Raw genomic sequence first — 26,750 nt, forward strand, 5'->3', positions numbered from 1 at the left:
GGCGCCTGTGAGCGACGCCGCCGCGCCCGACCCGCGCAAACCCGTAGCGGCCTTCGACGCGCGCGCCTTCCTGCGCACGGTGCCGGAGGAGCCCGGCGTCTACCGCATGATCGGTGCGGAAGACCGCGTGCTCTACGTCGGCAAGGCCAAGAACCTCAAGCGCCGCGTTTCCAGCTACTTCCAGAAGACGCTGTCCAGCCCGCGCATCGCCATGATGGTGGCGCAGGTGCTGCGCGTGGACGTGACCCCGACGCGTTCCGAGGCCGAGGCGCTGCTGCTGGAGAACAACCTCATCAAGAGCCTGGCGCCGCGCTACAACATCCTGTTCCGCGACGACAAGTCCTACCCCTACATCGAACTTTCCGGCGACGAATTCCCGCGCCTGGCCTACCACCGTGGTGCCTTCGCCAAGGGCGCGCGCTATTTCGGGCCGTTCCCCAATTCCTGGGCGGTGCGCGAGAGCATCCACCTGCTGCAGAAGACCTTCCAGCTGCGCACCTGCGAGAACTCGGTATTCCAGAACCGCTCGCGGCCCTGTCTACTGTACCAGATCAAACGCTGCAGCGGGCCCTGCGTGGAGCTGGTGGACCGCGAACGCTACGCCGCCGACGTGAAACTGGCCGCGCGTTTCCTGGACGGGCGTGCCAGCGAGGTGGTCGATGATCTGTCCGCGCGCATGCAGGCTGCCGCCGAGCGTCTGGATTTCGAAGAGGCCGCCGCCTGCCGCGACCAGGTGCGCGCCCTGCAGGCGGTGCTGCACCGCCAGTTCGTCGACAGCCGCAAGGACGAGGACGTGGATATCATCGCGGCAGTGGAAGAGCAGGGCATGGCCTGCGTGAACATCGCCATGGTGCGCGGCGGCCGCCATCTGGGCGATCGTCCGCAGTTCCCTGGCAATGCCGCCGGATGCAGTGCCGAGGACGCGCTGCTGGCCTTCGTCGAACAGCATTACGCGGTGCATGCCATGCCCGCGCGTCTGCTGGTGGAAGCGCCCTCGGCCGCGCTGCGCGAGGTGCTCGCCGAGCTGTCCGACACGCCCTGCGCGCTGGCCGCGCCGCGCTTCGCCGCCGAGAAGGCATGGATGGAGATGGCCCGCAAGAACGCCGGGCTGGCCATCCTGGCGCGCGCGCGCGATACCGGGCGGGCCGAACAGCGCCTGGAAGCGCTGCGCGAGGCGCTCGATCTGCCGGATCCGCCGCGCCGCATCGAATGCTTCGACATCAGCCACACCATGGGCGAGGCCACCGTGGCCTCCTGCGTGGTGTGCGTGGATGGGCAGATGAAGAACTCGGAGTACCGGCGCTACAACATCACCGGTATCACCGGCGGCGACGACTTCGCCGCCATGCGCCAGGTGCTGGAGCGGCGCTACGGCAAGGTGGCGGCGGGCGAGGGCCTGTGCCCGGACCTGATCCTGATCGACGGTGGCAAGGGGCAGGTGAGCGCCGCGCGCGCCATCCTCGCCGAGGTGGGGCTGGAATCGGTGGCAATGATCGGCGTGGCCAAGGGCGAAGGGCGCAAGCCGGGGCTGGAATCGCTGATCTTCCCGGATGGCCGCGAACCCCTGCATCTGGAGCCGGATGCGCCCGCGCTCCATCTGATCCAGGAAATCCGCGACGAGGCGCACCGCTTCGCCATCACCGGGCACCGCGCGCGGCGCGCCAAGGCGCGCATCGGCTCGCGGCTGGAGGACATTCCCGGCGTCGGCCCGTCGCGGCGGCGCAACCTGCTGGCCGCCTTCGGCGGACTGGATGGCGTGCGCACGGCCACCGTGGAAGACCTGTGCCGCGTCGAGGGCATCAACGCGGCGCTGGCCCAGCGCATCCACGACCAGCTGCGCGGCTGAGCGCCGCGCATCCCACCTTTTATTCGCGTGTGCGGTCGAGGTCGCCGATGGTGGCCTTGAGGCGGCGTATTTCCGCTTCCGGCCAGTTCTCCGGCGCGCTCACCGCCAGCCAGCCGTCGATGTAGTGCTCGGTGGCGTAGGCGTGACCGTAGCCGATGGGCGCATGGTCGGCGGCGGCGATATCCACGGCGAGCTGCAGCATGGTCACCACCGGAAACCAGCGCAGGCTGGGCGAGACGTCCGATCCGCGCGGACCGGACAGCCATTCCGGCTCGCGCAGGAAGGCCAGCGGGTCGAAGAAGGTGATCGGGTCGCTGGCGTACTGCAGATAGACGATGCGCAGTGGCCCCCAGGGCGCGTCGAAATCTTCCAGCGCGCCCGCCTGGTTGGCGAAGCGGATCAGCGCGCCGTCGCGGAAGCGCGGCAGCCAGGCGGGGGAGCCGGCGTTGCGGTGCGCGATGATCCACTGCCAGTTGGTGCTGCGGAACGGCGGCCCGCTCCACAGCGCGCCGTGCAGCGGATCGCCGACGATGTCCCAGGCGTCCGCCGAACGCTGCGAGTTCAGCGCGCCCAGGCTCAGGCCCTGCAGGTACAGGCGCGGGCGCCGGTCGGCCGGCAGGGTCTGCCAGTGGCCATAGACGCGCTGGAACAGGGCGCGCGCGGTATCCGCGCCGTAGTCGGGCTGGGCGAGCAGCGACAGCCAGCTGGGCAGGTAGGAGTACTGCACGGCCACGCTGGCCACGTCGCCGCGGTGCAGGTATTCCACGCTGTCGATGGCGCCGGGATCGACCCAGCCGGTGCCGGTGGGCGTGACGATGACCAGCACCTTGCGCTCGAAGCCGCCGGCGCGGCGTAGTTCGTCGAAGGCCAGTTCCACGCGTTCCTCGATGGTTTCGGCCGAGTTCAGCCCGGCATACACGCGCAGCGGCCGGCGCACCGGCTGGTCGGCGAAGCGCGCCAGCTCCTCGGGCGTGGGCGTGGCGGCGACGAAACGCCGGCCCTGGCGGCCGAGATCCTTCCAGGCGATCAGCGATTCGGCGCTGCCAGTGAACAGCGGATCGGCGGGAGCAGCCACGTCGTCCTCGATCAGCGCATCGAGCTGGCTGAACGAGACATCGAAGGTGTTCAGGACGAAGCGCGCGAACACCCCGTCGACCAGCGACCAGAACAGCAGAAAGGCCACCAGCAGGCCGGCCGCCGCCGAGATGCGGCGCGGCACCAAGCGGTTCAGCCAGCCCGACACCAGCCGCGCGCAGAGGCCGAACAGGCGGGCCACGGCGAGCAGCAGGGCGAACACCCCGGTGGCGATCAGGCCCACGGAGAGCGGCCGGCTGCTGTCCACCGGCGGCAGTTCCATCAAGGCGCGCAACGAGTTCTGCCAGGCCGAGGCCTGCAGCAGGAAGGCGACCGCCACGCCCAGGCAGATCAGCCCCAGCACGCCTTTCAGCACCCAGCGCGAGCGCCCGTGCGCCACCGGCAGTTCCAGGTAATGCCAGATGCCGCGGCCGAGCACGCCGATGCCGTAGCCGGCGGCCAGCGCCATGCCGGACAGCAGCCCCTGCATCACGAAAGGGCGCGGCACCAGGCTGGGCGTCAGCGACATGGCGAAGAACAGGGTGCCGAGGATCAGCCCGACCGGGGAGAGCGAGCGCAGCAGGCGTTCGAGCAGGGGTGGCAGCATCGGTTCAGCGCTGGCGGGCGTGCCAGCGTATTCGTCATGAAGGGGCCAGTATACGGGTGCCGGTGCCGGGCGCCGCCCACCGAATGCGGGGCCGGGGCGGCTATACTACGCTTCCGCTTCAACCTGCCGGCCCGAGGGCCCGTTCGATGCCGCTGAACATCCCCAACACGCTGACCTGGGCGCGCATTGCGCTGATCCCGATCTTCGTCGGCGTGTTCTATCTCCCCGATCCCTGGCTGGGCGCCGCCGCGCGCAACCTGATCGCCACCTCCATCTTCGTGGTCGCCGCGGTCACCGACTGGTTCGACGGCTACCTGGCGCGCAGCCTGGGGCAGACCTCCGCCTTCGGCGCCTTCCTCGATCCGGTGGCCGACAAGCTGATGGTGGCCGCCGCGTTGATCCTGCTGGTCCAGCTCGGCCGCGCGGATGCGGTGATCGCGGTGATCATCATCGGCCGCGAGATCACCATTTCCGCGCTGCGCGAATGGATGGCCAAGGTGGGCAAGTCGGCCAGCGTCGCGGTGGCCTACGTAGGCAAGCTGAAGACCGCCGCGCAGATGACCGCCATCCCCATGTTGCTGTTCAACGCGCCCCTGCTCGGGCTGAACATGCGCGTGCTCGGTGAGTGGCTCATCTACGTCGCCGCCGCGCTCACGCTGTGGTCCATGGGCTACTATCTGCACCGCGCCATGCCGTTGCTGCGCATGCACGACGATGCGGGCGGCGGCGCGGCGGGGTAGTTGACAGCAGCCGGCCGCCGTCTATAATAGCGGCCTTTCCAGCGGGAATAGCTCAGTTGGTAGAGCGCAACCTTGCCAAGGTTGAGGTCGCGAGTTCGAGACTCGTTTCCCGCTCCAGCATTCAAAAACCCTGCAGAATTGCGGGGTTGGCGCAGACCGATAAAGATTTCGGAATGGCCATTCAGTACAACGGCGCGATGGCAGAGTGGTTATGCAGCGGCCTGCAAAGCCGTGTACCCCGGTTCGATTCCGAGTCGCGCCTCCAGTAAAAAAACGAAAATTCATACCCGCTTCGGCGGGTTTTTTATTGCCGAAAAACCGCTTTGAAGTGGTCCGAAGGCATGCGCGCACGGCTCCTTAGACACCGGGCGGCAGCTTCGAGGCCATCATGGTTCGCCGGTCGAATTTGCGGCCGTCCACGATGAACGTTCCATCTCCCACGGCGTGAACGGTCCGGCGCTCCCGGCGTTCCGGATCGATGTGGGCCGCCACCGCTTCCAGCACGACGATGCCGTGACGATCGATGATGTCGGCAACCGTGCATTCGATGTTGGCCAGGCACTCCTTGATGAGTGGTGCCTTGACGGACTTGCCCGGCATCGCCGTCAGGCCGAACCTGGAAAACTTGTCGGTATCGCGCCCGGAGCATGTGCCGATGCCCACCACCGTATCCAGCAGGTCTACCGTGGGGATGGCGAGCACGCATTCACGCCGCTTGCTCAGCGCCGCGAACGAATGGTTCCACGCGCCCGTGGTGATCGCGAACACCGGGGTGAAATCCATGACCATGGTCCACGAGATGGTCATGATGTTGGGCACATGCCCGTCATGGGTGGTCACCAGCACCACCGGGCCTGGTTCGATCAGCGTGAAGGCCTTGGATAGTTCCAGTGTTTGCATGTCGGCACCTCCGGTAACGTGGGCAGCGCTCATCGATTCTCCATGGTAGGCCTTTGCGGGCAATGCTGGGCGCCGCGCGCTCCCCGCCCGGTGCTGCGCACCGGATGCCGTGGTGTTCGATGAGGGCCAGACGCACCGTGGACACGCGGTTATTTAATCGCCGGCAGCTTTCCCGGCAGCCCGGTCCGGCCCTACGGAACGATGCGCACGACCTTGCCGACGATGTGGTCGGCGGGGACGAAGCCGAAGACCCGGCTGTCGTAGCTGGCGTCGCGGTTGTCGCCCAGCATGAAGTAATGGCCGTCGGGAATCCGGCAGGTGATGCCCTGAGCCGTGTAGGCGCATTGTCCCTGGAAGGGGAAGGTCTGGCGGAGGGCGGCGAACGCCGGCGGCGTGTCTTCGCGGATCAGCACGGTGTATTCGGTGCCGTCCAGCGATTCGCGGTAGGCCGGGATGCGTGTGGCGGTCCGCATGTCCAGATGGTCGGCGACCCGCTGGTGGGAGATTGGCGTGCCGTTGATGGTCAGTTCCTTGTCCTGGTAGGCCACCGTGTCCCCGGGCAGGCCGACCAGCCGTTTGACGTACTGGATGCTGCGATCCGCGGGGAATTCGAAGACCACCACGTCGCCGCGCTTCAGCGGCGCGGAGGCGGCGGGGCCGGGCAGGCGGATGCCGTAGGCGCCGTAGTGCCCGTAGCCCCATTTCTGCACGATCAGGTAGGCCTGGATCGGGATGGCGGGCTGCATGGAGCCGGAAGCCGCGCGAAACGGCTCGAAGAGATAGGCACGCAGCACCAGGACGAGCAGCAGCAGGGTGCACAGCGCGCCGAGTAGTCCATACCAGCGGCTGTAGGCCGGACGGCTCCTGTCCTTGGGGTAGTTCGCGGCCGCGCGGTAGGCATGGATGGCGCACACGGCCGCGAGGATGAGCGCGAGCATGCCGTCCACGCCCGATCCGCGCAGGTAGAGTTCCCCGGTGAATACGATGGCCAGGCTCAGCAGGAAATAGATGCCCGCCCAGCGGGCCTGCCCGACATACAGCATCGACAGGGGTTGAGCGAGAACGCCTAACAGCGCGGCGATCCATTTGCGGGGCGGATTGGGCATGGGCTGGCTTGGGAGCGGGTGGGGCGGGGCGATCCGCCGCGCCGGGCGTGCGGATGACCGATTCATGCACTGTAATGGATGAACGCGCGCGGTGTCCGTGCTGTCCGCCCGCCAGCGCCTATGCCATGCCCGGTGGCGGGCGCCTCGATCGCGCTGCCGGCTCAGCGCTCGGGCACGTAGATCATGCGCCCGTCGTCCAGGCGGTAGGTGATCCCCGCGCGCGAGCCCAGCCCTTCGCCGACTTCGCCGCTGGACTCGTAGCGCGTCAGTTCCTGGCCGTCCTTGATGGTGATGCGCATGTCGGCTTCCCCCGGGTTTTCGACCACGACGACCCTGTCCTGCGAGAAGGGGTTGAGCGGATTCTGGGCGATCACCACCATCAGCACGCCGATGATGACCAGGAACAGGTCGATCAGGTTGACCACCGAGAGCATCGGGTCGTTGTCCTCTTCATCGAGAAAGCGCATCAGGCCGGCTTCCCTTCGCGCTGCCGCTCGACGTCGCGCAGATCCTGCAGCAGCCAGCGCCGGCGGATGGTCAGGATGAAGAAGCAGATGCTGGCCGCGAGCAGCGCGAGGATCACCGCCGAGAAGGCGGCCACCATGTTCCTGCCCACCGCCGAGGCGTCGTTGCTGCCCAGGGCCAGCAGTGCCGGGCCCATCGGGATCATGGTGGCGATCAGCCCCAGCATGGGGGCGGTGCGCGAGACGATGCGCAGCCACTCCAGCCGCCGCATGATCCACAGTTCCAGATCGTCGCTGGCGAGCAGCGCCTGCCCGCCCGCGCCGCCGTCCGGGGCCTGCCGCGCGTAGGCGAGCAGGGCGCGCGGGTGGGAAGGCCGCCGGCGCTGCCAGGCCTCGACGGCGAACGCGCCGAGCATCACCAGCGCATAGGCCAGCGCGGCGGCGATCAGCAGCATCACCGGGGCGAGGAAGACCCGCGAAACGGCATAGAGAAGGGTTTCGATTTCGGCAAGTACGGGCATGGGGTTCCCTGGGTGGATCGGTTGGTCGGTCATCCCGCGGCGCGGCCGCCGGCGATGGCCTGGCGCAGGCCTCCGGCGCACAGCAGAAGCAGCATCGCGGCCAGCGCCCAGCGCTGCGGGGAATCGTCTGGCAGGGGTGTTTCCAGTGCTTCCAGGACTTGTCCCTGCACGGCTTCGCGGGCGCGCTCGGCGCTGTCTGCCGCGTCCGGGGTGTCGGAAGACACGGGCGCGGCCTCGGCGTCCGGGGCGGCCGCCGTGTCCAGGCCGAAGCCGCGCGCCAGATCGTCGATGAAGCGGCGCGTGGTTTCGGCGCCGGTGGCCACGCCGTGCTGCCGCGCCAGTTCCTGCCAGCGCTGCGCCAGCGCGCGCCGGGTGTCCGCGGAGGCGTCCCAGTAGCCCTTGCGGATGGCCTCGGCCATGCGTTCGAGGATCTGGGCCTGCGCCGTGGGGTTGTGCTGCTCGAACCATTCGCGCGTGCCCAGGGCGCGGGTGTCCGTCACGTAGGTGTCGAACAGCGCCTGCCACTGGTCGGCGCGTACCGTGGAGGTGTCCATGGCCTGCCAGCCGAACAGGTTGTTGGTGACGTTGAGCACCTGCAGCGTGCCGGCGTAGCCCTCCTGCTGCATGGCGGCGATCCATTGCGGGTTGAGGTAGCGGACGCGCATCTCGTCGGCGAGGAAGCGCGCCAGCCCGGTGGTCCTGACCTCGCGGCCGCGCAGGTCGGAGACCAGCAGCTGCGGCGCCTGGCCGTCCAGGTGCCGGATGGCCGCCGACAGGCCACCGAGGAATTCGAACGGATGATCGGTGGACAGCACGCCATGCACGTTCGACGAGCGCGCCATGACCGCCGCCTGCGTGCCGCGCAGTTGCTCGGCCAGCAGATTGGCCCGCGCCGGCGCCTCGCCCCATCCACGGCTGCCGTAGGCGTGGCGGCTGCTGGCGAGGAATTGCCGCGCCAGCGCGTCATCGTCGTCCCATTCGGTGGAGCGCAGCGCCAGGTCGGGCACGCCGGTGCCGTATTCGCCCGGCGCGTTGCCGAAGATGCGGTAGCGCGCCGCCGCAGCGGCCTCGCCGGCCGGCATCCCCCGCTCGCGGAGGGCCGCGGCGATGCGGCGGTTGTTGGCGGCGACGGGGTTGCCGGGTTCGTCCAGTTCGGCCAGGCGCGCCAGCGCGTCGTCGAGCAGGCGCATGAAGCTGTCGAACTGGTCGCGATACACGCCGGTGACCTGCACCACCACGTCGCTGCGCGGACGGCCCAGCTCCCTGGCGGGAATGACCTCCAGCGCGGTGACGCGCCCGCCGGCGTCCCAGCGCGGGCGCAGGCCCAGGGCGTGGAGGATCTGCGCCTCGGTCACGCCCAGGTGGCGGATGGCCTCCGAAGACCACAGGCTGAAGGCGAGCTTTTGCGGCCAGGCGCCGGCGTGCTCGGCGCGGAAGGCGCTCACCAACTGCTCGTAGGCCACGGCGGCCGATTCGTAGGCGGCGCGCGCCGGAATCTTGTCAGCCTCGAAGGCGTAGAGGTTGCGCCCGCTTTCCACTTCCGGGTTGCGGATCGGATCGCCGCCGGCGCCCGGCGGCACGAAGCGGCCGGCCAGTCCGGCCAGCAGTGCCTCGTTCTCGCGGGTGTCGCGCAGGCGGCGATCCAGTTCGCGCGCGCGCTCGGTGAAGGCCGCCACACCGGGGGGCAGCAGGGCGGCAGCCTCGGGCGACAGCATGGCGCGCACCGCGAGATAGGCCGGGTTGTCCGCCAGACTGGCGTGGTCCTCCACGAACAGTTCTTCCCGGTCGATGCCCAGCGCGGCGTAGAACGGCTCGCCGAGCTGCTGCACGATGGTGCTGGCGCGGTGTTCGGCGCCGGCCGGCTGGCCGAAGGTGTGCAGGCCCAGCGGCATGGCGCTGCGGGCCAGTTCGTGCAACTGGTCGTGCAGGGCTTGCAGGAAGCCGTTGAAATCCTGCTCGGCCTGTTGCGCCGTCCAGCCCAGATCCTCATGCAGATGGGCGGCGACGGCCGCTTCGCGGATGCGGGCGCTCACCTGTTCGCGCACCTGGCCGTCGTCGAGTTGCTGGTACTCGTGGATCAACTGGTGCAGGTCGCGCAACTGGTCGTACAGCCCGGCCGGGGCGAAGGGCGGCGTCTGGTGGCTGACGGTGACGGCGCGGCCGCGCCGCTTGGCCTGGATGGCCTCGCCGACGTTGTCCTGGATGTAGGGATAGAACACCGGCAGGCTGCCCACCGCCAGCCAGGGGTAGTCGCTGGCGGCCAGCCCGCGGTCCTTGCCGGGCAGCCATTCCTGCGTGCCGTGGGTGCCCAGGTGGATCAGCGCATGCGCGCCGTAACGCTGCTGCAGATACAGATAGGCCGCCATGTAGAGGTGATCGGGCGCGCTGGCGGTGTCGTGGTAATGGGCGTGCGGCTCGGCGTGGCGCGGCATCTGCGGCATCACCAGCAGGTTGCCGATCCGCCAGTGGGGAATGACGAAGTAGCGCTGGCCGTCGATCTCGCGGATGGCCCGGTGGCCGGCGGGTGGCCCGGCGTGGCGCAGTTCGGCCCGGCGTGCGGGCGGCAGCGCGGCAAGCCAGCGTTCATAGTCGGCCAGCGGGTAGAGTCCGGCCTTGCCCTCGGCCAGCAGGGCGTCCAGCGTGACGCTGCCGTACAGCGCGCCCAGCATGCGCTGCCCGGCTTCGATGACCTGCTGCTCGTCGAGCGCTTCGCCCACCGCGTAGCCCTCGGCCGCCAGCGCGGCCTGGATAGAGACGATGCTGCGCGGAATGTTCAGGTTCGAGGCCCCCAGGTTCTTCTCGCCGACCGGGTAGTTCCAGAACATCAGCGCCAGTTTTTTGTCCGCCGGCGCGCGATGGCGCAGCGCCACCAGGCTTTGCAGCTTGGCGATCAACGCATCGGCCTGTTCGGGCAGCAGGTTTTCCACGCCCGCGGTGGCCGCGGACAGCACCAGCGGATCGCTGATGCCCCAGCCCTCCGGCCCGGCCAGGAACACGGCGGTAGTGCGCGGCGCCACGCCGCTCACGGCGGCGGGCCAGTCGGCGGCTGCGCCCTCGCGAAAGCGCAGGGCCTGGAGGACGGGCACGTCGAGCGCGAGGAAATCCCGGCTGCGCGCCGCGCCGTTCTGCATGTGGGACAGATTGACCAGCGCGTCCACCTGCCCGGCGCCGAGCACGGCCGCCAGGCCGTCCGGCGCGCTGCCATCGAACCAGAAGGCCACCGGCTGCAGGCCGGCCGCCTCGCTGCGGGCGATCAGTTCGTCCACCTCGCGGGTGAGCAGGTCCGCCACCACGCCCCGGTGGAGCAGGAATGCGACCCGGCCGCGCTGCCGCGCGGCATCCTTCCCGGCATGCGAGGCGTGCCACGCCAGATAGGCTTCCAGATGCTCGAAGAGGCGCGGGGCCTGCGGGTGGTAGAAGGCGGTGGCGGGCAGGCGGGCAGGGGGCTCCAACAGATGCGGCGGGGGCGCCAGGCCCGCGTGCAGCATCCTGGCCAGGGCGAAGAAGCGGCGGAAGTTGTCCGCGCCGCCCGCATCGTAGAGCGCCGCCAGCGCGCCGCCCTGTGCCGGCGGCAGATTCTCCCAGGCGGGGCGCCCGCCGCCGACGGTCAGGCGGCGGAGCCCGGCCGGCGCGGCTGGTTCTGCTCGTTGCTCGACCATGGCGCGGTCGTTGGGCCGGGGCACGTCGAGCACGGCCAGCGATGTGGCAGCGAGTGCCTGCCGCAGGTCGTCCGCCGAGCTGGTTTCGACGTCCAGATGCCGCAGCGTCACGCCTTCCTGCTGCGCGAAGGTCTGCAGGCGCTGGAATTTCTCGGCCGACACGAAGCGGTTGTGCACCACCTGCACCACCGGCGCGCTGTCCGCCAGTGCCGGCGCAATGCACAGCAGGCCCGCCAGCAGGCCGCCGCCCAGCAGGCGGGTGAAGCGCGCAGCGGACATCAGAACCTCGCCGTCAGCCCCGCGAAGTAGCGCCGCCCTTCATCGGCGCGGCCGTAGAGGTCGGCATCGTCGTTGGCCAGGCGCTTGTCGGTCAGGTTCTCGACGCCCGCGTGCAGGCTCAGGCCGCGGCCCAGTTCGTGGTCCACGTACCAGTGCAGCAGGGTATGGCCGGGCCGGTCCTTCAGCGTTGCGGAGCGGTACTGCGAGCCGGTGTACTCGACCCGCAGCCGGGTGGCGAGGCGGTCGCGCACCGCCCAGGCCAGCGTGGCGTTGGCGCGGTGGCGGGAGCGGTCGGCCAGGCGTTCGTCGTCGGTCCGGTCGCGCGCATTGAGGTAGGTGTAATTGCCTTCCAGCCGCCAGCGCGCGGACAGATGGGCGGCGGCGGTGAGTTCCAGCCCCTGCAGGCGGACCTCGGCGACGTTCTCGTAGTTCAGGCAGACCCGCCCGGGGACGAAGCAGGTCGGCTGCCGCACGGTTTCGATCAGATTGCGCACGTCGTTGCGGAACACGGTCGCGCCGACGGACCAGGTTTCCTGTTGGTAGGCGGCACCCAGTTCGAAGGAGCGGTTGGTTTCCGGCTGCAGATCCGGGTTGCCGCGGATGATGCCGCGCCCGCCCATGGCCGCGCGGGATTCGTATTCCGCGGAAAGCTGCTTCAGGGTCGGCGCCTTGAAGCCCCGGCCCATGCCGGCCTTGAGGGTCAGCGCGGCGGAGGGGTGGAACAGCAGATAGGCCCGTGGGCTGGTTTCCCAGCCGTACTCTTCGTGCTGGTCGAAGCGGCTGCCGAGCACCAGTTCCCAGCGCTGGCCCAGGCGGATTTCATCTTGGACGAAGAGGGCGTGGTGGGTCAGGGATTTCTTGCCGGCGCGGTTGACGCTGGGTTCCTCCAGGGTTTCGCGGCGGGCCTCGGCGCCCAGGGTGAACCTGTGGGACGGGCCGGCGGCAAAACCCAGCCTGCCGTCGAGCACGGTGTCGGTGAAGCGGTTCGGCCCGGTGGCGTCGGCGCCGTCGCTGCGGCGGGCGATCCGCTCCAGGGTGCTGCGGTACAGACGCACCTGGCTGCTGCCCCAATCCCATTCGCCCAGGTGGGTGAGCGCGTAGCGGCGGCGCTGGACCTCGTTCTCGGCCTTGTAGAACGGGCTGGTGCTGCTGCTGCGGAAACCTTCCTGGTCTTCATTGCCGGCGCTCGCGGACAGATCGATGCGCTGGCGGTCGTCGGGCGTCCAGGTCAGCCCGAGGTGGCCGTTCGTGGCGCGCTGTTCGTCGAGCGCACTGAGCGCCTTGTTGCCGGCGTCGCGCAGCGCGTCGCGGTAGCGGTATTCGCCCCATGCGTTCAGGCCCAGACGACCGGGAATCAGTGGGCCGCCCAGATAGAACCCGCCCTTGTACTGGTTGCCGTCCAGGCCGTGGTCGCCGACCAGCGCGTAGGCGCTGACCGAACCCCGCCAGCGGTCGGTAGCCGAGCGGGTGATGGTGTTGACCACGCCGCCCAGAGCTTCGGAGCCGTACAGGGAAGACATCGGCCCGCGTACCACCTCGATGCGCTCGATGGCCTCGGCGGGAACCCAGCCCAGTTCGAAATCGGAATGCGCGATGGCGGACGCGGAGGAGTTGATGCGCTGCCCGTCGATCAGCATCAGCGTGTGCTCGGAACTCATGCCGCGGATCGAGACGCCCTGCCGCCCGAGGCCGAGACTGTCCAGGCCGAGGCCCACCGAACCCTTGAGCGCGTCGGCGAGATCGTTCACGGGGCGGCGGCGCAGGCTTTCGCCCTCGATGACGGAGACACTGGCCGGGGCGTCGGCCGCGCTGCGTTCGGAAGTGGTGGCGGTGACCACGACGGAGGGCAGGGCTGCGATCTGCCAGGGTGCTTCTTCGAGGCCCGTTCCGTGCCGGTGACCTTCTGCTGCCTGGGCCCAGGCGGTGCTTCCCAATGCCGCCAGGGTGATCAGGCAGGCACCATGTCTTGCATTCATTTCTTCCACGTCCTTTCGCGCGGGGCTCGGTCCAGCCCGCATCAATTTGAATGCAATGTTATAACATAACAATCCGCGGCCGGAAAAGCCTTTCTGCCGGGATGGCGGCGGTACCTGGTGGATTGGGATTGGGGGGGCGCGCTGCAGGCGGGCGCAGGCCCGGTGCGCGGGAAATGGCCGGGGAGCGGCGTTGCTAGCGCTGGGTGCTCAGGCAGTTCTTGCAGGTGCCATGCATCTCGATGGTGGTCTTGGCCATCTTGAACGCGTGTTCCGTCGAACACCCCTTCAGCCCGCGTTCGACCGTCCGGTCGGAAAACTCTTCCACCGAGCCGCAGTGGTCGCAGATCGCGAAGATGGCCTGGCCGTGTTCGTGCTCATGCGGGTGGGCACAGGCCACGAAGGCATTCAGGCTGTCCAGCTTATGCACCAGCCCATGGCCGATCAGCTTGTCCAGGGCACGATAGATCTGCGGCGGCGCGCGGAAGCCCTCGTCGCGCAGCCGTTCGAGCAGTTCGTAGGCGCTGGCGGGCTCGTTCGCGCGCAGCAGCGCATCGAGGACGAGCGTCTGCTGCTTGGTGAGTTTCGTGTGGTCCATCGCTCTGGCATTCCCCGGGCGGTTCGTGCCCCGTACAGGCATTCTGCGGAAGTGTGCGAGCGGTACTGTACAACGTCGCCGGCATCCGCCAAAGAATGGACCGCCGCATGCCGGCCCGGATGGCCGGCATGCGTTCAGGCTTCGGCCGTGGGGAACAGCGCGGCCTTGATCTTGGCCTCGTCGAGTTCCGGCGCGCAGTACTCGATGAAGCGCAGCGCGTAGCCGCGCAGGTAGTGGCCGCGGCGCAGGGCGATGCGGGTGGTGTTGAGTTCGAACAGGCCGCGGCCGTCGAGCAGGGCCAGGCCGGCGTCGCGGTGCGGATGGAAGGCCATCGCGGCGATGATGCCCACGCCCAGGCCGAGTTCCACATAGGCCTTGATGACGTCGGCGTCGAGTGCGGACATGACGATGTCCGGCGCGATGCCGGCGGCGGCGAAGGCCGAGTCGATGCGCGCCCGCCCGGTGTAGCCCTCGTGGTAGGTGATGATGGGGTATTCGGCCAGGGCTTCCAGGGTCAGGCGCGGCAGGCGGGTCAGCGGATGGTCCTGCGGCACCACCAGGGCGTGCTGCCACTGGTAGTAGGGGAAGCTGACCAGATCGTCCTCGTCGCCCAGCGCCTCGGTGGCGATGCCGATGTCCACCTGGCCGTTGCGCAGCAGGGTGACGATTTCCTGCGGTCCGCTCTGGTGCAGTTCCAGATGCACCTTGGGAAAGGCCTGCTTGAAGCGGGTGACCACCGGCGGCAGGGCGTAGCGCGCCTGGGTGTGCGTGGTGGCTACGCTGAGGTGGCCCTGGTCCTTCTGCGCGAACTGCTCGCCCAGGCGCTTGATGTTGTGGGTGTCGAGCAGGATGCGCTCGACGAAGGGCAGCAGTTCCTTGCCCGGTTCGGTGAGGCCGAGCAGGCGCTTGCCGCGCCGCACGAACAGTTCCACGCCCAGTTCGTCCTCCAGATCCTTGATGTGCTTGGAGACGCCGGACTGCGCGGTGAACAGGGCGGCCGCAACCTCGGTCAGGTTGTAGCTGCGCCGTACGGTCTCGCGGACGATGCGGAGTTGTTGCAGGTTCATGCGGCTTCCCGGGGAAAGACGCGCAGCGAGGACGGCACCAGACGCACGTGCTGGCCTTCGCTGAGCGCGAGTTCGGCGACGCGCTCGCGCGTCAGCACGACTTCGTAATGCACCGGCTCGCCGCGCTCGGCGGCGCCTTCCAGCGCGTCCAGTTCGATGCGCGCGCTGGCGCCGAAGGCCAGCACGCGGCTGACCACGGCTTCCACGCCGCGCGTCTCGGCCAGGTCGGTGACGATGTCCAGCTCGTGCGGACGGGCGAAGCCCACCACCTCGACGCCGTGGTCGGCGTCGCGGCCGTCGTGGGGCAGGGTGGCCTCGCCGACCTTCACGTGTTCGCCCTCGACGCGGCCGTGGAACAGGTTCACCGCGCCCAGGAAGCCGTACACGAAGGGCGTGGCCGGATGCTCATAGACCTCTTGCGGGGTGCCCACCTGTTCCACGCGGCCCTTGTTCATCAGCACCACGCGGTCAGCCACTTCCAGCGCTTCTTCCTGGTCGTGGGTGACGAAGATGGAGGTGACGTGCAGTTCGTCGTGCAGGCGGCGCAGCCAGCGGCGCAGTTCCTTGCGCACCTTGGCGTCGAGCGCGCCGAAGGGCTCGTCGAGCAGCAGCACGCGCGGTTCCACCGCCAGCGCGCGGGCCAGCGCGATGCGCTGGCGCTGGCCGCCGGAAAGCTGCGCCGGGTAACGGTCGGCCAGCCAGTCGAGCTGCACCAGTTCGAGCAGGCGATGCACGCGCTTGTTGATCTCGGCCTCGTTCGGGCGCTCCTTGCGCGGTTTCACGCGCAGGCCGAAGGCGACGTTCTCGAACACCGACATGTGACGGAACAGGGCGTAGTGCTGGAACACGAAGCCCACCTGGCGCTCGCGCACGTGGGTGTCGGAGGCGTCCTCGCCTTCCAGGATCACCCGGCCGGAATCGGCCGTTTCCAGCCCGGCGATGACGCGCAGCAACGTGGTCTTGCCGCAGCCGGAGGGGCCGAGCAGGGCGACCAGCTCGCCGGTGGGGAAGTCGAGCGAAACGTTGTTGAGCGCGGTGAAGCTGCCGAACTGCTTGTTGATCTCTTGTACCTGGATGCTCATCTCGGGGTTCCCTTTTATTCCGTGTCCTTGGCTGCCTGGCTCGCCTTCCACTCGATGAAGGACTTCAGGCACAGCGTCACCAGCGCCAGCAGGGCCAGCAGCGAGGCCACCGCGAAGGCGGCGGCGAAGTTGTATTCGTTGTAGAGGATTTCCACATGCAGCGGCATGGTGTTGGTCATGCCGCGGATGTGCCCGGAAACCACGCTCACCGCGCCGAATTCCCCCATCGCCCGCGCGTTGCACAGGATCACCCCGTACAGCAGGCCCCACTTGATGTTGGGCAGGGTGACGCGCCAGAAGGTCTGGAAACCGTTGGCGCCCAGCACCGTGGCGGCTTCCTCCTCCTCGCGGCCCTGCGCTTCCATCAGCGGAATCAGTTCGCGGGCGATGAAGGGCACGGTGATGAATACCGTGGCCAGCACGATGCCCGGCACCGCGAAGATGATCTTGATGTCGTGGGCGATCAGCCAGGCGCCGAACCAGCCGTGCGCGCCGAACAGCAGCACGAAGATCAGGCCGGCAATCACCGGCGACACCGAGAACGGCAGATCGATCAGCGTGGTCAGGAAATGCTTGCCGCGGAACTCGAACTTGGCGATGGACCACGCCGCCGCCACGCCGAACACCAGGTTGAGCGGCACCGACACCGCGGCCACCAGCAGGGTCAGCCTGATCGCCGCCAGCGCATCGGCGTCGGTGAGCGCGTGTACATAGGTGCCCCAGCCCTTGCGCAGCGCCTCGGCGAACACCGCCACCAGCGGCAGCACCAGGAACAGCACGAAGAAGGCCAGCGCCACGCCCAGGATGGCGCGCCGCACCCAGGGCGATTCGCGCGTGGCGGCGTTGTTCTCGAAACGGCGGGCGTCCACGCGCCCGTGCAGGATTCCGGCGGCGGACATCAGCGGTTCCTCCCGCTGCGCTTGGCGCTCCACGCCTGCAGCAGATTGATCGCCAGCAGCATCACGAAGGAGAACACCAGCATCACCACGGCGATGGCGGTGGCGCCCACGTAATCGTACTGCTCCAGCTTGGTGATGATGATCAGCGGAGTGATTTCGGAGACCATCGGAATGTTGCCGGCGATGAAGATCACCGAACCGTACTCGCCCACCGCGCGCGCGAAGGCCAGCGCGAAGCCGGTGAGCAGGGCCGGGGTGAGGATGGGCAGGATGACCCGGTGGAAGGTGGTCCAGCGCTGCGCGCCCAAGCTGGAAGCGGCTTCCTCCAGCTCGGTTTCCAGGTCTTCCAGGATGGGCTGCACGGTGCGCACCACGAAGGGCACGCCGATGAACACCAGCGCCACCAGCACGCCCAGCGGGGTGAAGGCGACCTTGATGCCCAGCGGTTCGAGCACCTGGCCCACCCAGCCGTTGCCGGCGTACAGCGCGGTGAGCGCGATGCCGGCCACTGCCGTGGGCAGCGCAAAGGGCAGGTCGATCAGCGCATCCACCAGCTTCTTGCCCGGAAAGCTGTAGCGCACCAGCGCCCAGGCCAGCGCCAGACCGAACACTGCGTTGACCGCCGCGGCCAGCAGCGAGGTGCCGAAGGACAGCTTGTAGGTGGCCACCACGCGCGGGTCGGAAACGATGTACCAGAACTCGCTCCACGACAGCGTGGCGCTCCTGAGGAATACCGCCGACAGCGGAATCAGCACCATCAGCGACAGATACACCAGCGTGTAGCCCAGCGACAGGCCGAAGCCCGGCAGCACGCGGGTCTGCCGCGTGGGATTGAAGAAAGTTGCGACGGCGCTCATCAAGAGGCTCCGAGGGACGATGTGCGCAGAATATTGCGATGCAAAAATAACTTGAAGCACTAATCTGGAATTTTGATATTCCATATTGTGTATATATGAATCACCGGCAGGGGGGCCGGCCCGCTGCGCATCGGGCACCGGGATTGCGCATCAAGGACTTAGGGCGGCGCGCCGGGCTCGCGGCGCGTTTCCCCGCGGCCATGGATTTATCTGAATAGTTCTGCATTGCTGCGCAGAATTTTCGCAAAGCGGCATCGGGGGTGGTTTCGATAAGCAATGCAGATTTTGTTATTTCGGTTATAAGGCTGGCGCAAATACATTCCTCGGGACTCTTAACAACTCGTTCATAACCCGACCGCGAGGATTCGCCATGCACCCCACCACCCGACTCAAGACCCTGCTCGCCGGCGCCGCGCTGGCGTTCGCGCTGCCGTTCTCCGCCGCCCAGGCGCAGAACATCACCCTGCTCAATGTGTCGTACGACCCCACCCGCGAGCTGTATCAGGAGTTCAACCCACTGTTCATCAAGCACTGGGAACAGAAGACCGGCCAGAAGCTGACCATCCAGCAATCGCACGGCGGTGCCGGCAAGCAGGCGCGCGCGGTGATCGACGGGCTGGAGGCCGACGTGGTGACCCTGGCCCTGGCCTATGACATCGACGCGATCTCCGAGCATGGCCACCTGGTCAAGGACTGGCAGGCGCGCCTGCCGCACAACAGCTCGCCCTACACCTCCACCATCGTGTTCCTGGTGCGCAAGGGCAATCCGAAGGGGATCAAGGACTGGGGCGACCTGGTGAAGCAGGGCGTGAGCGTGATCACCCCCAACCCGAAGACCTCCGGCGGCGCGCGCTGGAACTACCTGGCGGGCTGGGCGTGGGCGCTCAACCAGCCGGGCGGCAATGAAGAAAAAGCCAAGGAGTACATCAGCGCGCTGTACAAGAACGTCGCCGTGCTCGACTCCGGCGCGCGCGGCGCCACCACCACCTTCGTGCAGCGCGGCCTGGGCGACGTGTTCCTGTCGTGGGAAAACGAAGCCTTCCTGGCGCTGAAGGAATTCGGCGCCGACAAGTTCGAGATCGTCGTGCCCAGCCTGTCCATCCTGGCTGAACCGCCGGTCACCGTGGTCGATCGCGTGGTCGACAAGAAGGGCACCCGCGCGGTGGCCACCGCCTATCTGGAATTCCTGTACTCCAAGGAAGGCCAGGAACTGGCCGGCAAGCACTTCTACCGCCCGAGCGACACGGAAGTGGCGGCCAAGTTCAAGGACCTCTTCGTGCAGACCAAGCTGATCACCATCGACGACCTGGGCGGCTGGCAGGCCGCGCAGAAGAAGCATTTTTCCGATGGCGGGGTGTTCGACCAGATCTATACCCAGCGCTGAGCAGTCGGCGAAAACGGGGCGGCCCCTTGCGGGGCCGCCCCGTTTTTTTGTCTGTTTTTCCGGTTTGCTGCATAGCGGCAAGAGCGGCATACTCCCCGCTCGTGGCAGCCCGCAGGCGGACTGCCATCCCCGTAATTCAAAAGGAAGCGCGATGTCCGAGTACCTGCCGATCACCAACCCGGTACTGGTTTTCGCCATCGTGGCGATGCTGATCCTGTGGGCGCCCATCGTCATGGGGCGCTGGCGGATGCCGGGGATGATCGGCCTGCTGCTCGCCGGCGCCATCCTCGGGCCCAACGCGCTGGGCGTGCTGGCGCGCGACCAGTCCTTCGTGCTGTTCGGCACCGTGGGCCTGCTGTACATCATGTTCATCGCCGCGCTGGAAATCGACATGGCGGTGCTCAAGCGCTACCGCCTGCACAGCCTGGTGTTCGGCCTGCTCACCTTCACCATCCCGATCAGCATCGGCCTGTTCGTCTCGCGCGTGCTGCTCGGCTTCGACTGGCCGGCGGCCGTCCTGCTGGCCAGCACCTTCGCTTCGCACACGCTGCTCACCTATCCCATCGCCAGCCGGCTGGGCATCACCCGCAACCAGGCGGTGACCACCGCGGTGGGCGGCACCATCGTCACCGACACGCTGGCGCTGCTGGTGCTGGCCGTCATTGCCAGCTCCACGCGCGGCGAGGTCGATGAACTGTTCTGGTACCGCCTGGGTTTCAGCCTGGCGGTGTATGTGGGCGCCATCCTCGTCGGTCTGCCCATCGTGGCGCGCTGGTTCTTCCGCAACGTGGCGCGCGACGGCGTGGCGCAGTTCGTCTTCGTGCTCGCCACGGTGTTCGCCATCGCCGCGCTGTCGCATCTGGCCGGCTCCGAGCCCATCGTCGGCGCCTTCCTCGCCGGGCTGGCGTTCAACCGGCTGATTCCGCACCACAGCACGCTGATGAACCGCATCCAGTTCACCGGCGAGGCCATCTTCATCCCGTTCTTCCTGCTCTCCGTGGGCATGCTGCTCGACTTGGGCGTGTTCCTCGGCGGGCTGCGCGCCTGGGCGGTGGCCATCGCCATGGTGGTCACCATCCTGGTCACCAAATGGCTGGCCGCCGAGGCCACCCGGCCCATCCTGCGCTACAGCCGCGATCAGGCGCGCCTGGTGTTCGGCCTCAGCCTGCCGCAGGCGGCCGCCACGCTGGCGGCGGTGATGGTGGGCTACGACCTCGGCCTGTTCGATGACACCGTGGTCAACGGCGCCATCCTGACCATCCTGGTGAGCTGCCTGGTGGCGCCGGTGATGGTGGACCGCCACGGCCGCGCGCTGGCATTGTCCGCCGCGCCCGAACCGGCCGAACTCAGCGCCGCGCCGCAGCGCATCGTGGTGGCATGTTCCACGCCCGCCGCCGCGCGTCCGCTGCTCGAACTGGCGGTGCTGATCCGCGATCCGGCGCAGAACCAGCCGGTGTTCCCGCTCACCGTGGTGGAAGAAGGGCTGCACAGCGCCACCGAGGTCGCGCAGTCCGAACGCGCGCTGGCCGCCATGGTGGGGCAGCTGTCGGCGGCCGAGGTGCCTGCCCAGCCGGTCACCCGCATCGCCTTCAACGCCGCCACCGGCGTGCTGCACGCGCGCCGTGAGCTGCGCGGCTCCGAGGTGGTGGTGGGCTGGCGCGGGCGGGCCACGCCGCAGGAGCTGTTCTTCGGCTCGATGGTGGAGCAACTGCTCAGCGACCGGCACTACACCTTGCTGCTTGCCCGTCTGAGCGAACCGCTCAACACCACCCGGCGCATCCTGTTCGCGCTGCCACCCCACGCCGAACGCGAAGAAGGCTTCGGCGCCGCGCTGAGCCTGGTCAAGCGCCTGTCGCAACAACTGGGCGCACCCATCCACGTGGTCGCCCAGCAGGCCGCCGACGAGGGCCTGCAGGCCAGCCTGCAGCGCGTACGCCCGCTTGCCGACCTGCGCCCCGCGCCGCTGACGCGCTGGAGCGAGGCCTTGTCCACCCTGCGTGCGCAGTACGCCGATGGCGATCTGGTGGTGCTGTACGGCGTGCGCGCCGGCGGCCTGGCCGCTGAACCGATCGGCGCCAGCCTGCCGCGCCGGGTCGCCGAGCAACTGCCCGCCGCCGGCCTGCTGGTGATCTATCCGGCCGAACCGCAGGCCCACGAGGATGTGGTGGACAGCGGCGAGGCCACCGGCCTGGGCAGCGCGCCGATCCGCTGGGCGTGAGGCGCAGGCCCCTCCGCTTTCCGCGGGCATTCCGCGATCGCCCTGACTCGCCTGCCCAAGGGGCTTTGCCGGGCACCGGGGCAGGGGTATCCTGCCCTGGTCCCGGTGCCTATGGCTGTCTGCCGTGTGCAGCGCCGTTCAATCCCCGCCGGCAGCCGTCGGCATGGGGCCGTGAAACGAGAGTGAGACGCGATGACCGAAGACCACGCAGAGTTCCTATTGGTGTTTCTGGTGCTGTCGGGCCTGGTCCTGGTCGGCGATGCCTGCGTGTCCCTGTGGCGGCGATACGGCGACCCGGTGGGCGTCGGAGGCGGGGCGGACGCCGAACTCTACTGGCTGATGATGATCACTGGTTGCAGCATGGTGGTGGTGCCGCTGGTCGACGCCTTCGTTCCCTGGCTGGAGTTCGCCGATTTCCATTTCAGTGCCGACTTGGCCTGGTTCGGGCTGCTGGTCGGGCTGCTGGCGGTATGGCTGTGCTGGCGATCCCTGCGGGACAGGCCGGGCAGCCCGCAGTCTCCCGGGCAGGAGCAGTTCGCGGTGAGCGGCATCTACCGCCATATCCGCCACCCGTTCTACACGGCTCTCATGCTGCTGGCCATGGCGCAGGTGCTGCTGAGCCAGAACTGGCTGGGCGGACTGGCCGCGGTGCTGAGCTTCGCGCTGGTGTACGGCCTGCGGGTGCCGAGGGACGAACTGGCGGCCCTCGAGCGTTTCGGACACAATTACCTCGACTACATGAACATGACCGGCAGCCTGCTGCCGCGACTGTTCTCCCGCCAGAGAGAGGACTGAGCGGTCGCAGGCCGTGGGAGACGCCATGATCACCGTACGACCCCTGTCCCCGGATGAACTCGCCGAACTGGCGCGCACCGCCGAGTTCATCGAGCAGGATGAACGGGGTTTCAAAGTGCTGCGGCTGCCCGATGGCCGCTACCTCAAATACTTTCGCCGCAAGCGTTTTTTCAGCAGCGACCTGATGGCGCCGGCGGCCATCCGCTTTGCCCGCAACGCCCGCCAGCTCTGGCAGATGGGGGTGCCGACCCTGCGTGTCACGGCGCTGCACCGCATCGTCGGGGAGCCCCACACGGTGGCGATCTATCAACCCCTGCCGGGCCTCACCCTGCGGGAGTTGCTGGCCGCCGACAGGGTCGACGTGCCGCTCATGTACCGCATCGGGGAGTTTCTCGCCCAACTCCACCGCCTGGGCATCCTGTTCCGTTCCGTGCACCCGGGCAACATCGTGGTCAGCGAACAGGGCATCGGGCTCATCGACGTGCTCGACATCCGCTTCCGCTCCTACTCCCTGACCCGCTGGGAGCGTCGCCGCAACTGGCTGCACCTGTTGCGCTGCCCGGATGAGTGGCGCCGCCATCCCCACCTGGTTTCAGCGCTGCTCCGGGGTTACCGCGACATCGCCGACCTGCCGGGCCGGGAGCTCTCGGGCCTGCCGTCGCGGGTCAGGGGTATTCTTTCCCGCTGACGGTTCTCTTCCAGCCCAGGCGGCCGGGGCATCAAGAGAGTCCGTACGATCGGCACAGGGGAGCCCCGTGCTGCTGCTTCGATGCTGTGCTTGCCGCTCGTCTTGCCGGTAAGGATCAACCAAGGAAGTGCCAGGTGTTGGACCAGCAATCACACGAGGCCCCCGGTGCGCCATGCGCCGGGGGCCTCGTGCGTTGAGCGGGCGGAAGAATCAGTTGGCTGGCTGCCAGTGCGAGAACGGTGCCTCGTCGTAGCCCCGCTCGGCCACGTAGCGCGCCAGGCGCACCCAGTCGGCCACCTCGCCGGCGCTGCCGACCTGGCGGGCCACCGGCAGGGTGTCGAGGTCGTAGAACACCAGCGTGGGCAGGGCGAACACGCGTTCGCGCTGGGCGAACTCGGTCTGCTCGGTGGCCTGGCCGTCGAAGTCGACCAGCGGCAGCGGGTGGTCGGCGAGCAGGCTGAGGGTGACGAACTGCTCGTTGTACGACGCGCGCAGTTTCTCGTCCTTGAAGGTGGTGGCGCGCAGCTTGGCGCATTCGCCGCAGCCTTCCATCTCGAACAGCACGGCCACGCCCCGGCGGCCGCTGCGGCGGGCTTCCTCCAGGGCGCTGGCGAGGTCGTCGCCGGGCAGGAAGAAGCCGTCGTAGTCCTTCTGCTGCGCGGCGGGGGGCGCTGCCGGATTCCCGGCGCCCTGCGTGCCGCCGGACGCCTGCAGGGCGCTGGCGGCCACGCTGACCAGGAACAGCCCGGCCAGCGCGAGGATGAACCAGGGCACGCGGCGTGCCTGCGGATGGCCTTCGTCGTCCGCCGGGGCGTCCGGGGTGCTGGCGGAGGGTTCCGGCACGGTGGGGTCGAGGAAGATTTCGCGGTAGCCGCGCTGGCGGCGCTCGGTCGATTCGCTCATGCGGGAAGGCCTCCGTTCAGCGCAGCCAGAACAGCGCGCGGTGGCGCAGCTTGTCGAGCAGGGTCATGGCCGCCCAGGTCACCGCGCCGGTGTAGAGAATGCCGGCGACCATGCGCGGGTAGTCGGCGAAGTCCGCGTAGTACTGCACGAAGCGGCCCAGCCCGGCGTTGGCGCCGAACAGTTCGGCCACGGTCAGCAGGATGAAGGAGAAGCCCAGGCCCACCGCCATGCCGGCGAAGATGTGTGGCAGGCTGGCCGGGAAGACCACCTTGTACAGATATTCGAAGTGCGAGAAGCCGAGCACGCGGGCGTTGTCGCGGTGCCGGCCTTCCACCGCCTGGGCGCCGGAGGCGGCGTTCATGAAGATCGGCCAGAACGCGCCGAGGAACACCACGAAGGTGGCCGACAGGTGGAAGGTGGGCAGCACGGCGATGGCGTAGGGGATGAACACGGTGGGTGGAATCGGCGCGGCCACGCGGGCGAAGGGGAAGAAGGCGCGCGCCAGCCACGGCGTGGTGCCGGAGAGCAGGCCGAGGGCGACGCCCAGCGCCAGCGCGGTGCCGTAGCCTGGAAGCAGGATCAGGAAGGAGGAGATGGTGCCGCGCCACAGTTCGGGCAGCGAATCCCACAGCGCCCGGAAGACCACCGCGGGCGGCGGCAGCAGCGGATTGCCCTCGCCGGCCAGCGCGTTGCCGGCGATCTGCCAGGCGACCAGCAGGATGGCAGCGAGCGCCCAGGGCTCCCAGGCGAAGGCGGCGAGCCAGCGGCGCAGCAGGCCGGCCGGCGGGGTGGAGGGGGGCGCTTCGGCCTGCAGGGCGAGCGCCTTGTGCGGTGCGGTCATGCGGAAATTCCTTGGTCGTGCGGAAGCGAAAGACGCCGCGCCCTGGAGGGCGCGCGGGGTCAGGCGGCTTCGAGATGGGCGAGGGTGTCGGCGTCCAGGGCCTCGGCGATCTCCTCGCGCAGGCGGTGGAAGCCGGCGTCCTTGAACAGCGCGGCGCGCTGGCGCGGGCGGGCGAAGGGCACGCTGTGCTCGGCGATGATGCGCCCCGGGGTGGCGCCCATGACCGCGATGCGGTCGGCGAGCAGCAGGGCCTCGTCCACGTCGTGGGTGACGAACACCACGGTGCGCCGGGGCGTGCTGCCCTGCCAGACTTCGATCAGCAGATCCTGCAGCTTGGCGCGGTTGATCGGGTCGAGCGCGCCGAAGGGTTCGTCCATCAGCAGGAAGGGCGACTCCAGCGCCAGGGCGCGGGCGATGGCGGCGCGCTGCTGCATGCCGCCGGAGAGTTCGAAGGGGTGGTTGCCGCCGACTTCACCCAGGCCGACGCGTTCGAGCTGCTTCAGCGCGCGGGCGCGGCGCTCGCTGCGCGGCAGGCGCGGATGCGCCTTGGCGACGGCCTCGGCAACGTTGTCCACCACGGTCATCCAGGGGAACAGCGCGTAGTGCTGGAAGACCACCGCGCGGTCGGTGCCGGGGCCGCTCACCGGCCGGCCGCTGGCGTCCAGGCGGCCTGCCGTGGGGCTTTCCAGCCCGGCGATGAGGCGCAGCAGGGTGGATTTGCCCGAGCCGCTGGGGCCGAGCAGGGCGAGGAATTCGCCCTCGCGCACGTGCAGGTCGATGCCCCGCAGGATGGGCGTGTCGCCGTAGGCGAAGTTCAGCCGTTCGATGCGCAGCGAGTGCTCGCGGGCCTGGCCTGCGGGCGCCTCCGCGTGCCGCGTATCGGTTCGTCGATGCTCGGTCATGAAGCTTTCCGTGTTGCCCCGAGGGTAGGAAAAGGCCTCATGGTAGGGAGGCCGGGGGCGGCGGCGAACCAAGAAAAACTTAGTTGGAAAGCAGAAAAAACGGCTTGCCCGCGGGCCGTCACCCCGGCCGCGCGCGCCTCATGGCCGCTCGCCGCCGATGCCGGCGGGGGCCTTCGCCGAACCGCTAAGAACGTGTTCAAAGTCTTCTGAGCAGGAGCCCCGGAAATGCCAGATGGACGAACTGCAGGCTGGTGTTGAGCCGAGCCATCCTTGAGAAAGTCTTGAGGTTCAGGGTGCCTTTGCTGCAACGTCGATGATGGGGCGTACCGACATGCCGACGCGCAATCGGCGAGCATCTTCTTGGCCCGGTTCCAGATGGATACGCACCGGAAGACGCTGCACGATCTTGGTGAAGTTGCCGGTGGCGTTGTGCGGCGGTACCGTTGAGAAACTGACACCGCTGGCCGGCCCCAGGCTTTCGACACGGCCTTTGAGATGTACATCCGGCAGCGCATCCACGGTTATGTCCACCGGTTGGCCAACTCGCACGCGGGCCATCTGCGTCTCGCGGAAGTTGGCTTCCACATAGACGGCATCCAGCGGCACCAGGGTCAGCAACGGCTCGCCGACGCGGGCATAGCCGCCGACCCTGGCCTTGCGCTGGGCGATGACGCCGCTGACGGGCGCGACGATGCTGGCATGGGACAGGTTCAGATCGGCAGCGGCCTTCTCGGCCTGGGCCGCCAGCAGCGCGGCACGCGCTTTCTCCAATTCGGCGCGGAGAATGGCGATCTGCTGTTCGGCCGAGCGCAGGCCGGCTTGATCTCGTTCGCGTGCGGCGCGTTGAACGTCCCATTCGGCCTCGGCCTGCTGGTGGGCCTGGACTGTGCCGGAACCATCGCGCGCCAGATTGGCGAAGCGGTTGCGGTTGGCCTCGGCGAGCTTGAGATTGGCACCGGATGCGGCAAGCGCCGCGCGCGCCTGCGCGATGGCGCTTTGCTGCCGGTCGAGCTGGGCTTGCAGGCTTGCGATGGTGGCCTCGGCGCTGGCGATGTGCGCCTTGGCGTTGTCCACCGCGATTCGCAGGTCACGCTCGTCGATGCCAACCAGCGGCGCACCGGCCTGTACCTCCTGGTGGTCGGCAACGTCCACACGGGTGATGACGCCGGCCACCTGCGGAACGATCACGGTGAAGTCGGCCTGCACATAGGCGTCGTCGGTACTCTGCGTGCCGGCACTGGACTCCGAGCGGTTGAGGATCAGGAAGGCAGCCACCAGGGCGATGGCAGCGGCCGAGCCGGCGATGATGCGGAAGCGAAGATTCTTGGACATGAGGAGCCGCTATTC

At 68.5% G+C, this 26,750-nt stretch carries 22 protein-coding genes and 2 tRNA genes; 8 read left to right on the forward strand and 16 right to left on the reverse strand.

The window, feature by feature from the left end; translation table 11 throughout:
* The first annotated feature begins 7 nt into the window (after positions 1-7).
* Complete coding sequence (uvrC, locus tag E6C76_RS02045; RefSeq protein WP_230976130.1) at positions 8-1,846, forward strand: excinuclease ABC subunit UvrC; 1,839 nt, start codon at positions 8-10, stop codon at positions 1,844-1,846.
* A 19-nt stretch (positions 1,847-1,865) separates the two neighbouring features.
* Here uvrC and E6C76_RS02050 read toward each other — a convergent pair whose 3' ends face one another.
* The gene (locus tag E6C76_RS02050) at positions 1,866-3,527 is read right to left on the reverse strand and encodes an alpha/beta hydrolase (protein WP_136346597.1); all 1,662 of its coding nucleotides are present in this window, start codon (positions 3,525-3,527) and stop codon (positions 1,866-1,868) included.
* A gap of 146 nt (positions 3,528-3,673) precedes the next feature.
* Between E6C76_RS02050 and pgsA the strand changes: the two genes are divergently transcribed.
* From pgsA to E6C76_RS02065, 3 genes are all read left to right on the forward strand, one after another.
* Positions 3,674-4,267, forward strand: a complete 594-nt coding sequence (gene pgsA / locus E6C76_RS02055; protein WP_136346598.1) for a CDP-diacylglycerol--glycerol-3-phosphate 3-phosphatidyltransferase — start codon at positions 3,674-3,676, stop codon at positions 4,265-4,267.
* 41 nt (positions 4,268-4,308) lie between these two features.
* Positions 4,309-4,384, forward strand: a tRNA-Gly gene (locus E6C76_RS02060).
* Positions 4,385-4,458: 74 nt separating this feature from the next.
* Positions 4,459-4,532: transfer RNA gene (locus E6C76_RS02065), tRNA-Cys, on the forward strand.
* A 92-nt stretch (positions 4,533-4,624) separates the two neighbouring features.
* On the opposite strand, the gene E6C76_RS02070 is transcribed toward E6C76_RS02065, so the two are convergent.
* From E6C76_RS02070 to cysT, 11 genes are all read right to left on the reverse strand, one after another.
* Positions 4,625-5,200: a flavin reductase family protein gene (locus tag E6C76_RS02070; RefSeq protein ID WP_230976131.1), complete on the reverse strand. Its 576-nt coding sequence runs from the start codon at positions 5,198-5,200 to the stop codon at positions 4,625-4,627.
* 158 nt (positions 5,201-5,358) lie between these two features.
* Complete coding sequence (lepB, locus tag E6C76_RS02075; RefSeq protein ID WP_168734209.1) at positions 5,359-6,273, reverse strand: signal peptidase I; 915 nt, start codon at positions 6,271-6,273, stop codon at positions 5,359-5,361.
* Positions 6,274-6,434: 161 nt separating this feature from the next.
* Entirely contained in the window at positions 6,435-6,740 is a 306-nt protein-coding gene (locus tag E6C76_RS02080; protein WP_136346600.1) for a DUF2149 domain-containing protein, read from the reverse strand.
* Positions 6,740-7,258: a MotA/TolQ/ExbB proton channel family protein gene (locus tag E6C76_RS02085; RefSeq protein ID WP_136346601.1), complete on the reverse strand. Its 519-nt coding sequence runs from the start codon at positions 7,256-7,258 to the stop codon at positions 6,740-6,742. Before E6C76_RS02085 ends, E6C76_RS02080 begins: the two co-directional genes overlap by 1 nt.
* A gap of 29 nt (positions 7,259-7,287) precedes the next feature.
* Positions 7,288-11,196 (reverse strand): cobaltochelatase subunit CobN, encoded by a 3,909-nt coding sequence (gene cobN / locus E6C76_RS02090; protein ID WP_136346602.1) that lies wholly within the window; start codon positions 11,194-11,196, stop codon positions 7,288-7,290.
* Positions 11,196-13,172 carry a TonB-dependent receptor domain-containing protein gene (locus tag E6C76_RS02095; protein WP_136346603.1) on the reverse strand — a complete coding sequence of 659 codons (1,977 nt, stop codon included), beginning with the start codon at positions 13,170-13,172 and terminating at the stop codon, positions 11,196-11,198. Before E6C76_RS02095 ends, cobN begins: the two co-directional genes overlap by 1 nt.
* Before the next feature lie 193 nt (positions 13,173-13,365).
* A complete protein-coding gene (locus E6C76_RS02100) occupies positions 13,366-13,767 on the reverse strand; it encodes a Fur family transcriptional regulator (protein ID WP_136346604.1) in 402 nt (133 codons plus the stop codon).
* Between the two features lie 134 nt (positions 13,768-13,901).
* Entirely contained in the window at positions 13,902-14,834 is a 933-nt protein-coding gene (locus E6C76_RS02105) for a CysB family HTH-type transcriptional regulator (RefSeq protein ID WP_136346605.1), read from the reverse strand.
* Positions 14,831-15,916, reverse strand: a complete 1,086-nt coding sequence (locus E6C76_RS02110) for a sulfate/molybdate ABC transporter ATP-binding protein (protein WP_136346606.1) — start codon at positions 15,914-15,916, stop codon at positions 14,831-14,833. Before E6C76_RS02110 ends, E6C76_RS02105 begins: the two co-directional genes overlap by 4 nt.
* 14 nt (positions 15,917-15,930) lie before the next feature.
* A complete protein-coding gene (gene cysW, locus E6C76_RS02115; RefSeq protein ID WP_136346607.1) occupies positions 15,931-16,815 on the reverse strand; it encodes a sulfate ABC transporter permease subunit CysW in 885 nt (294 codons plus the stop codon).
* Entirely contained in the window at positions 16,815-17,672 is an 858-nt protein-coding gene (gene cysT / locus E6C76_RS02120) for a sulfate ABC transporter permease subunit CysT (protein WP_136346608.1), read from the reverse strand. Before cysT ends, cysW begins: the two co-directional genes overlap by 1 nt.
* Before the next feature lie 370 nt (positions 17,673-18,042).
* On the opposite strand from cysT, the gene E6C76_RS02125 reads away from it, so the two are divergent.
* The 4 genes from E6C76_RS02125 to E6C76_RS02140 all read left to right on the forward strand — a co-directional run bounded on the left by E6C76_RS02125 (position 18,043) and on the right by E6C76_RS02140 (position 22,757).
* A complete protein-coding gene (locus E6C76_RS02125; RefSeq protein ID WP_136346609.1) occupies positions 18,043-19,056 on the forward strand; it encodes a sulfate ABC transporter substrate-binding protein in 1,014 nt (337 codons plus the stop codon).
* A gap of 151 nt (positions 19,057-19,207) precedes the next feature.
* Complete coding sequence (locus E6C76_RS02130) at positions 19,208-21,274, forward strand: cation:proton antiporter (RefSeq protein WP_136346610.1); 2,067 nt, start codon at positions 19,208-19,210, stop codon at positions 21,272-21,274.
* A gap of 192 nt (positions 21,275-21,466) precedes the next feature.
* Positions 21,467-22,069 carry a methyltransferase family protein gene (locus E6C76_RS02135; RefSeq protein WP_136346611.1) on the forward strand — a complete coding sequence of 201 codons (603 nt, stop codon included), beginning with the start codon at positions 21,467-21,469 and terminating at the stop codon, positions 22,067-22,069.
* A gap of 25 nt (positions 22,070-22,094) precedes the next feature.
* On the forward strand, positions 22,095-22,757 hold the full coding sequence (locus E6C76_RS02140; protein ID WP_136346612.1) for a BUD32 family EKC/KEOPS complex subunit: 663 nt from the start codon (positions 22,095-22,097) through the stop codon (positions 22,755-22,757).
* A gap of 210 nt (positions 22,758-22,967) precedes the next feature.
* Here the strand turns inward: E6C76_RS02140 and E6C76_RS02145 are convergent, their stop codons facing one another.
* The 4 genes from E6C76_RS02145 to E6C76_RS02160 form a co-directional block, all read right to left on the reverse strand.
* Positions 22,968-23,660 carry a thioredoxin family protein gene (locus tag E6C76_RS02145; RefSeq protein ID WP_136346613.1) on the reverse strand — a complete coding sequence of 231 codons (693 nt, stop codon included), beginning with the start codon at positions 23,658-23,660 and terminating at the stop codon, positions 22,968-22,970.
* Between the two features lie 16 nt (positions 23,661-23,676).
* Entirely contained in the window at positions 23,677-24,501 is an 825-nt protein-coding gene (locus E6C76_RS02150; RefSeq protein ID WP_136346614.1) for an ABC transporter permease, read from the reverse strand.
* Positions 24,502-24,560: 59 nt separating this feature from the next.
* Positions 24,561-25,403 (reverse strand): ABC transporter ATP-binding protein, encoded by an 843-nt coding sequence (locus tag E6C76_RS02155; protein WP_136346615.1) that lies wholly within the window; start codon positions 25,401-25,403, stop codon positions 24,561-24,563.
* Positions 25,404-25,691: 288 nt separating this feature from the next.
* A complete protein-coding gene (locus E6C76_RS02160; protein WP_136346616.1) occupies positions 25,692-26,735 on the reverse strand; it encodes an HlyD family secretion protein in 1,044 nt (347 codons plus the stop codon).
* Between the last annotated feature and the right edge of the window lie 15 nt (positions 26,736-26,750).

Origin of the sequence: Pseudothauera nasutitermitis (assembly GCF_004801295.1) — a bacterium.
Lineage (GTDB): Bacteria > Pseudomonadota > Gammaproteobacteria > Burkholderiales > Rhodocyclaceae > Pseudothauera > Pseudothauera nasutitermitis.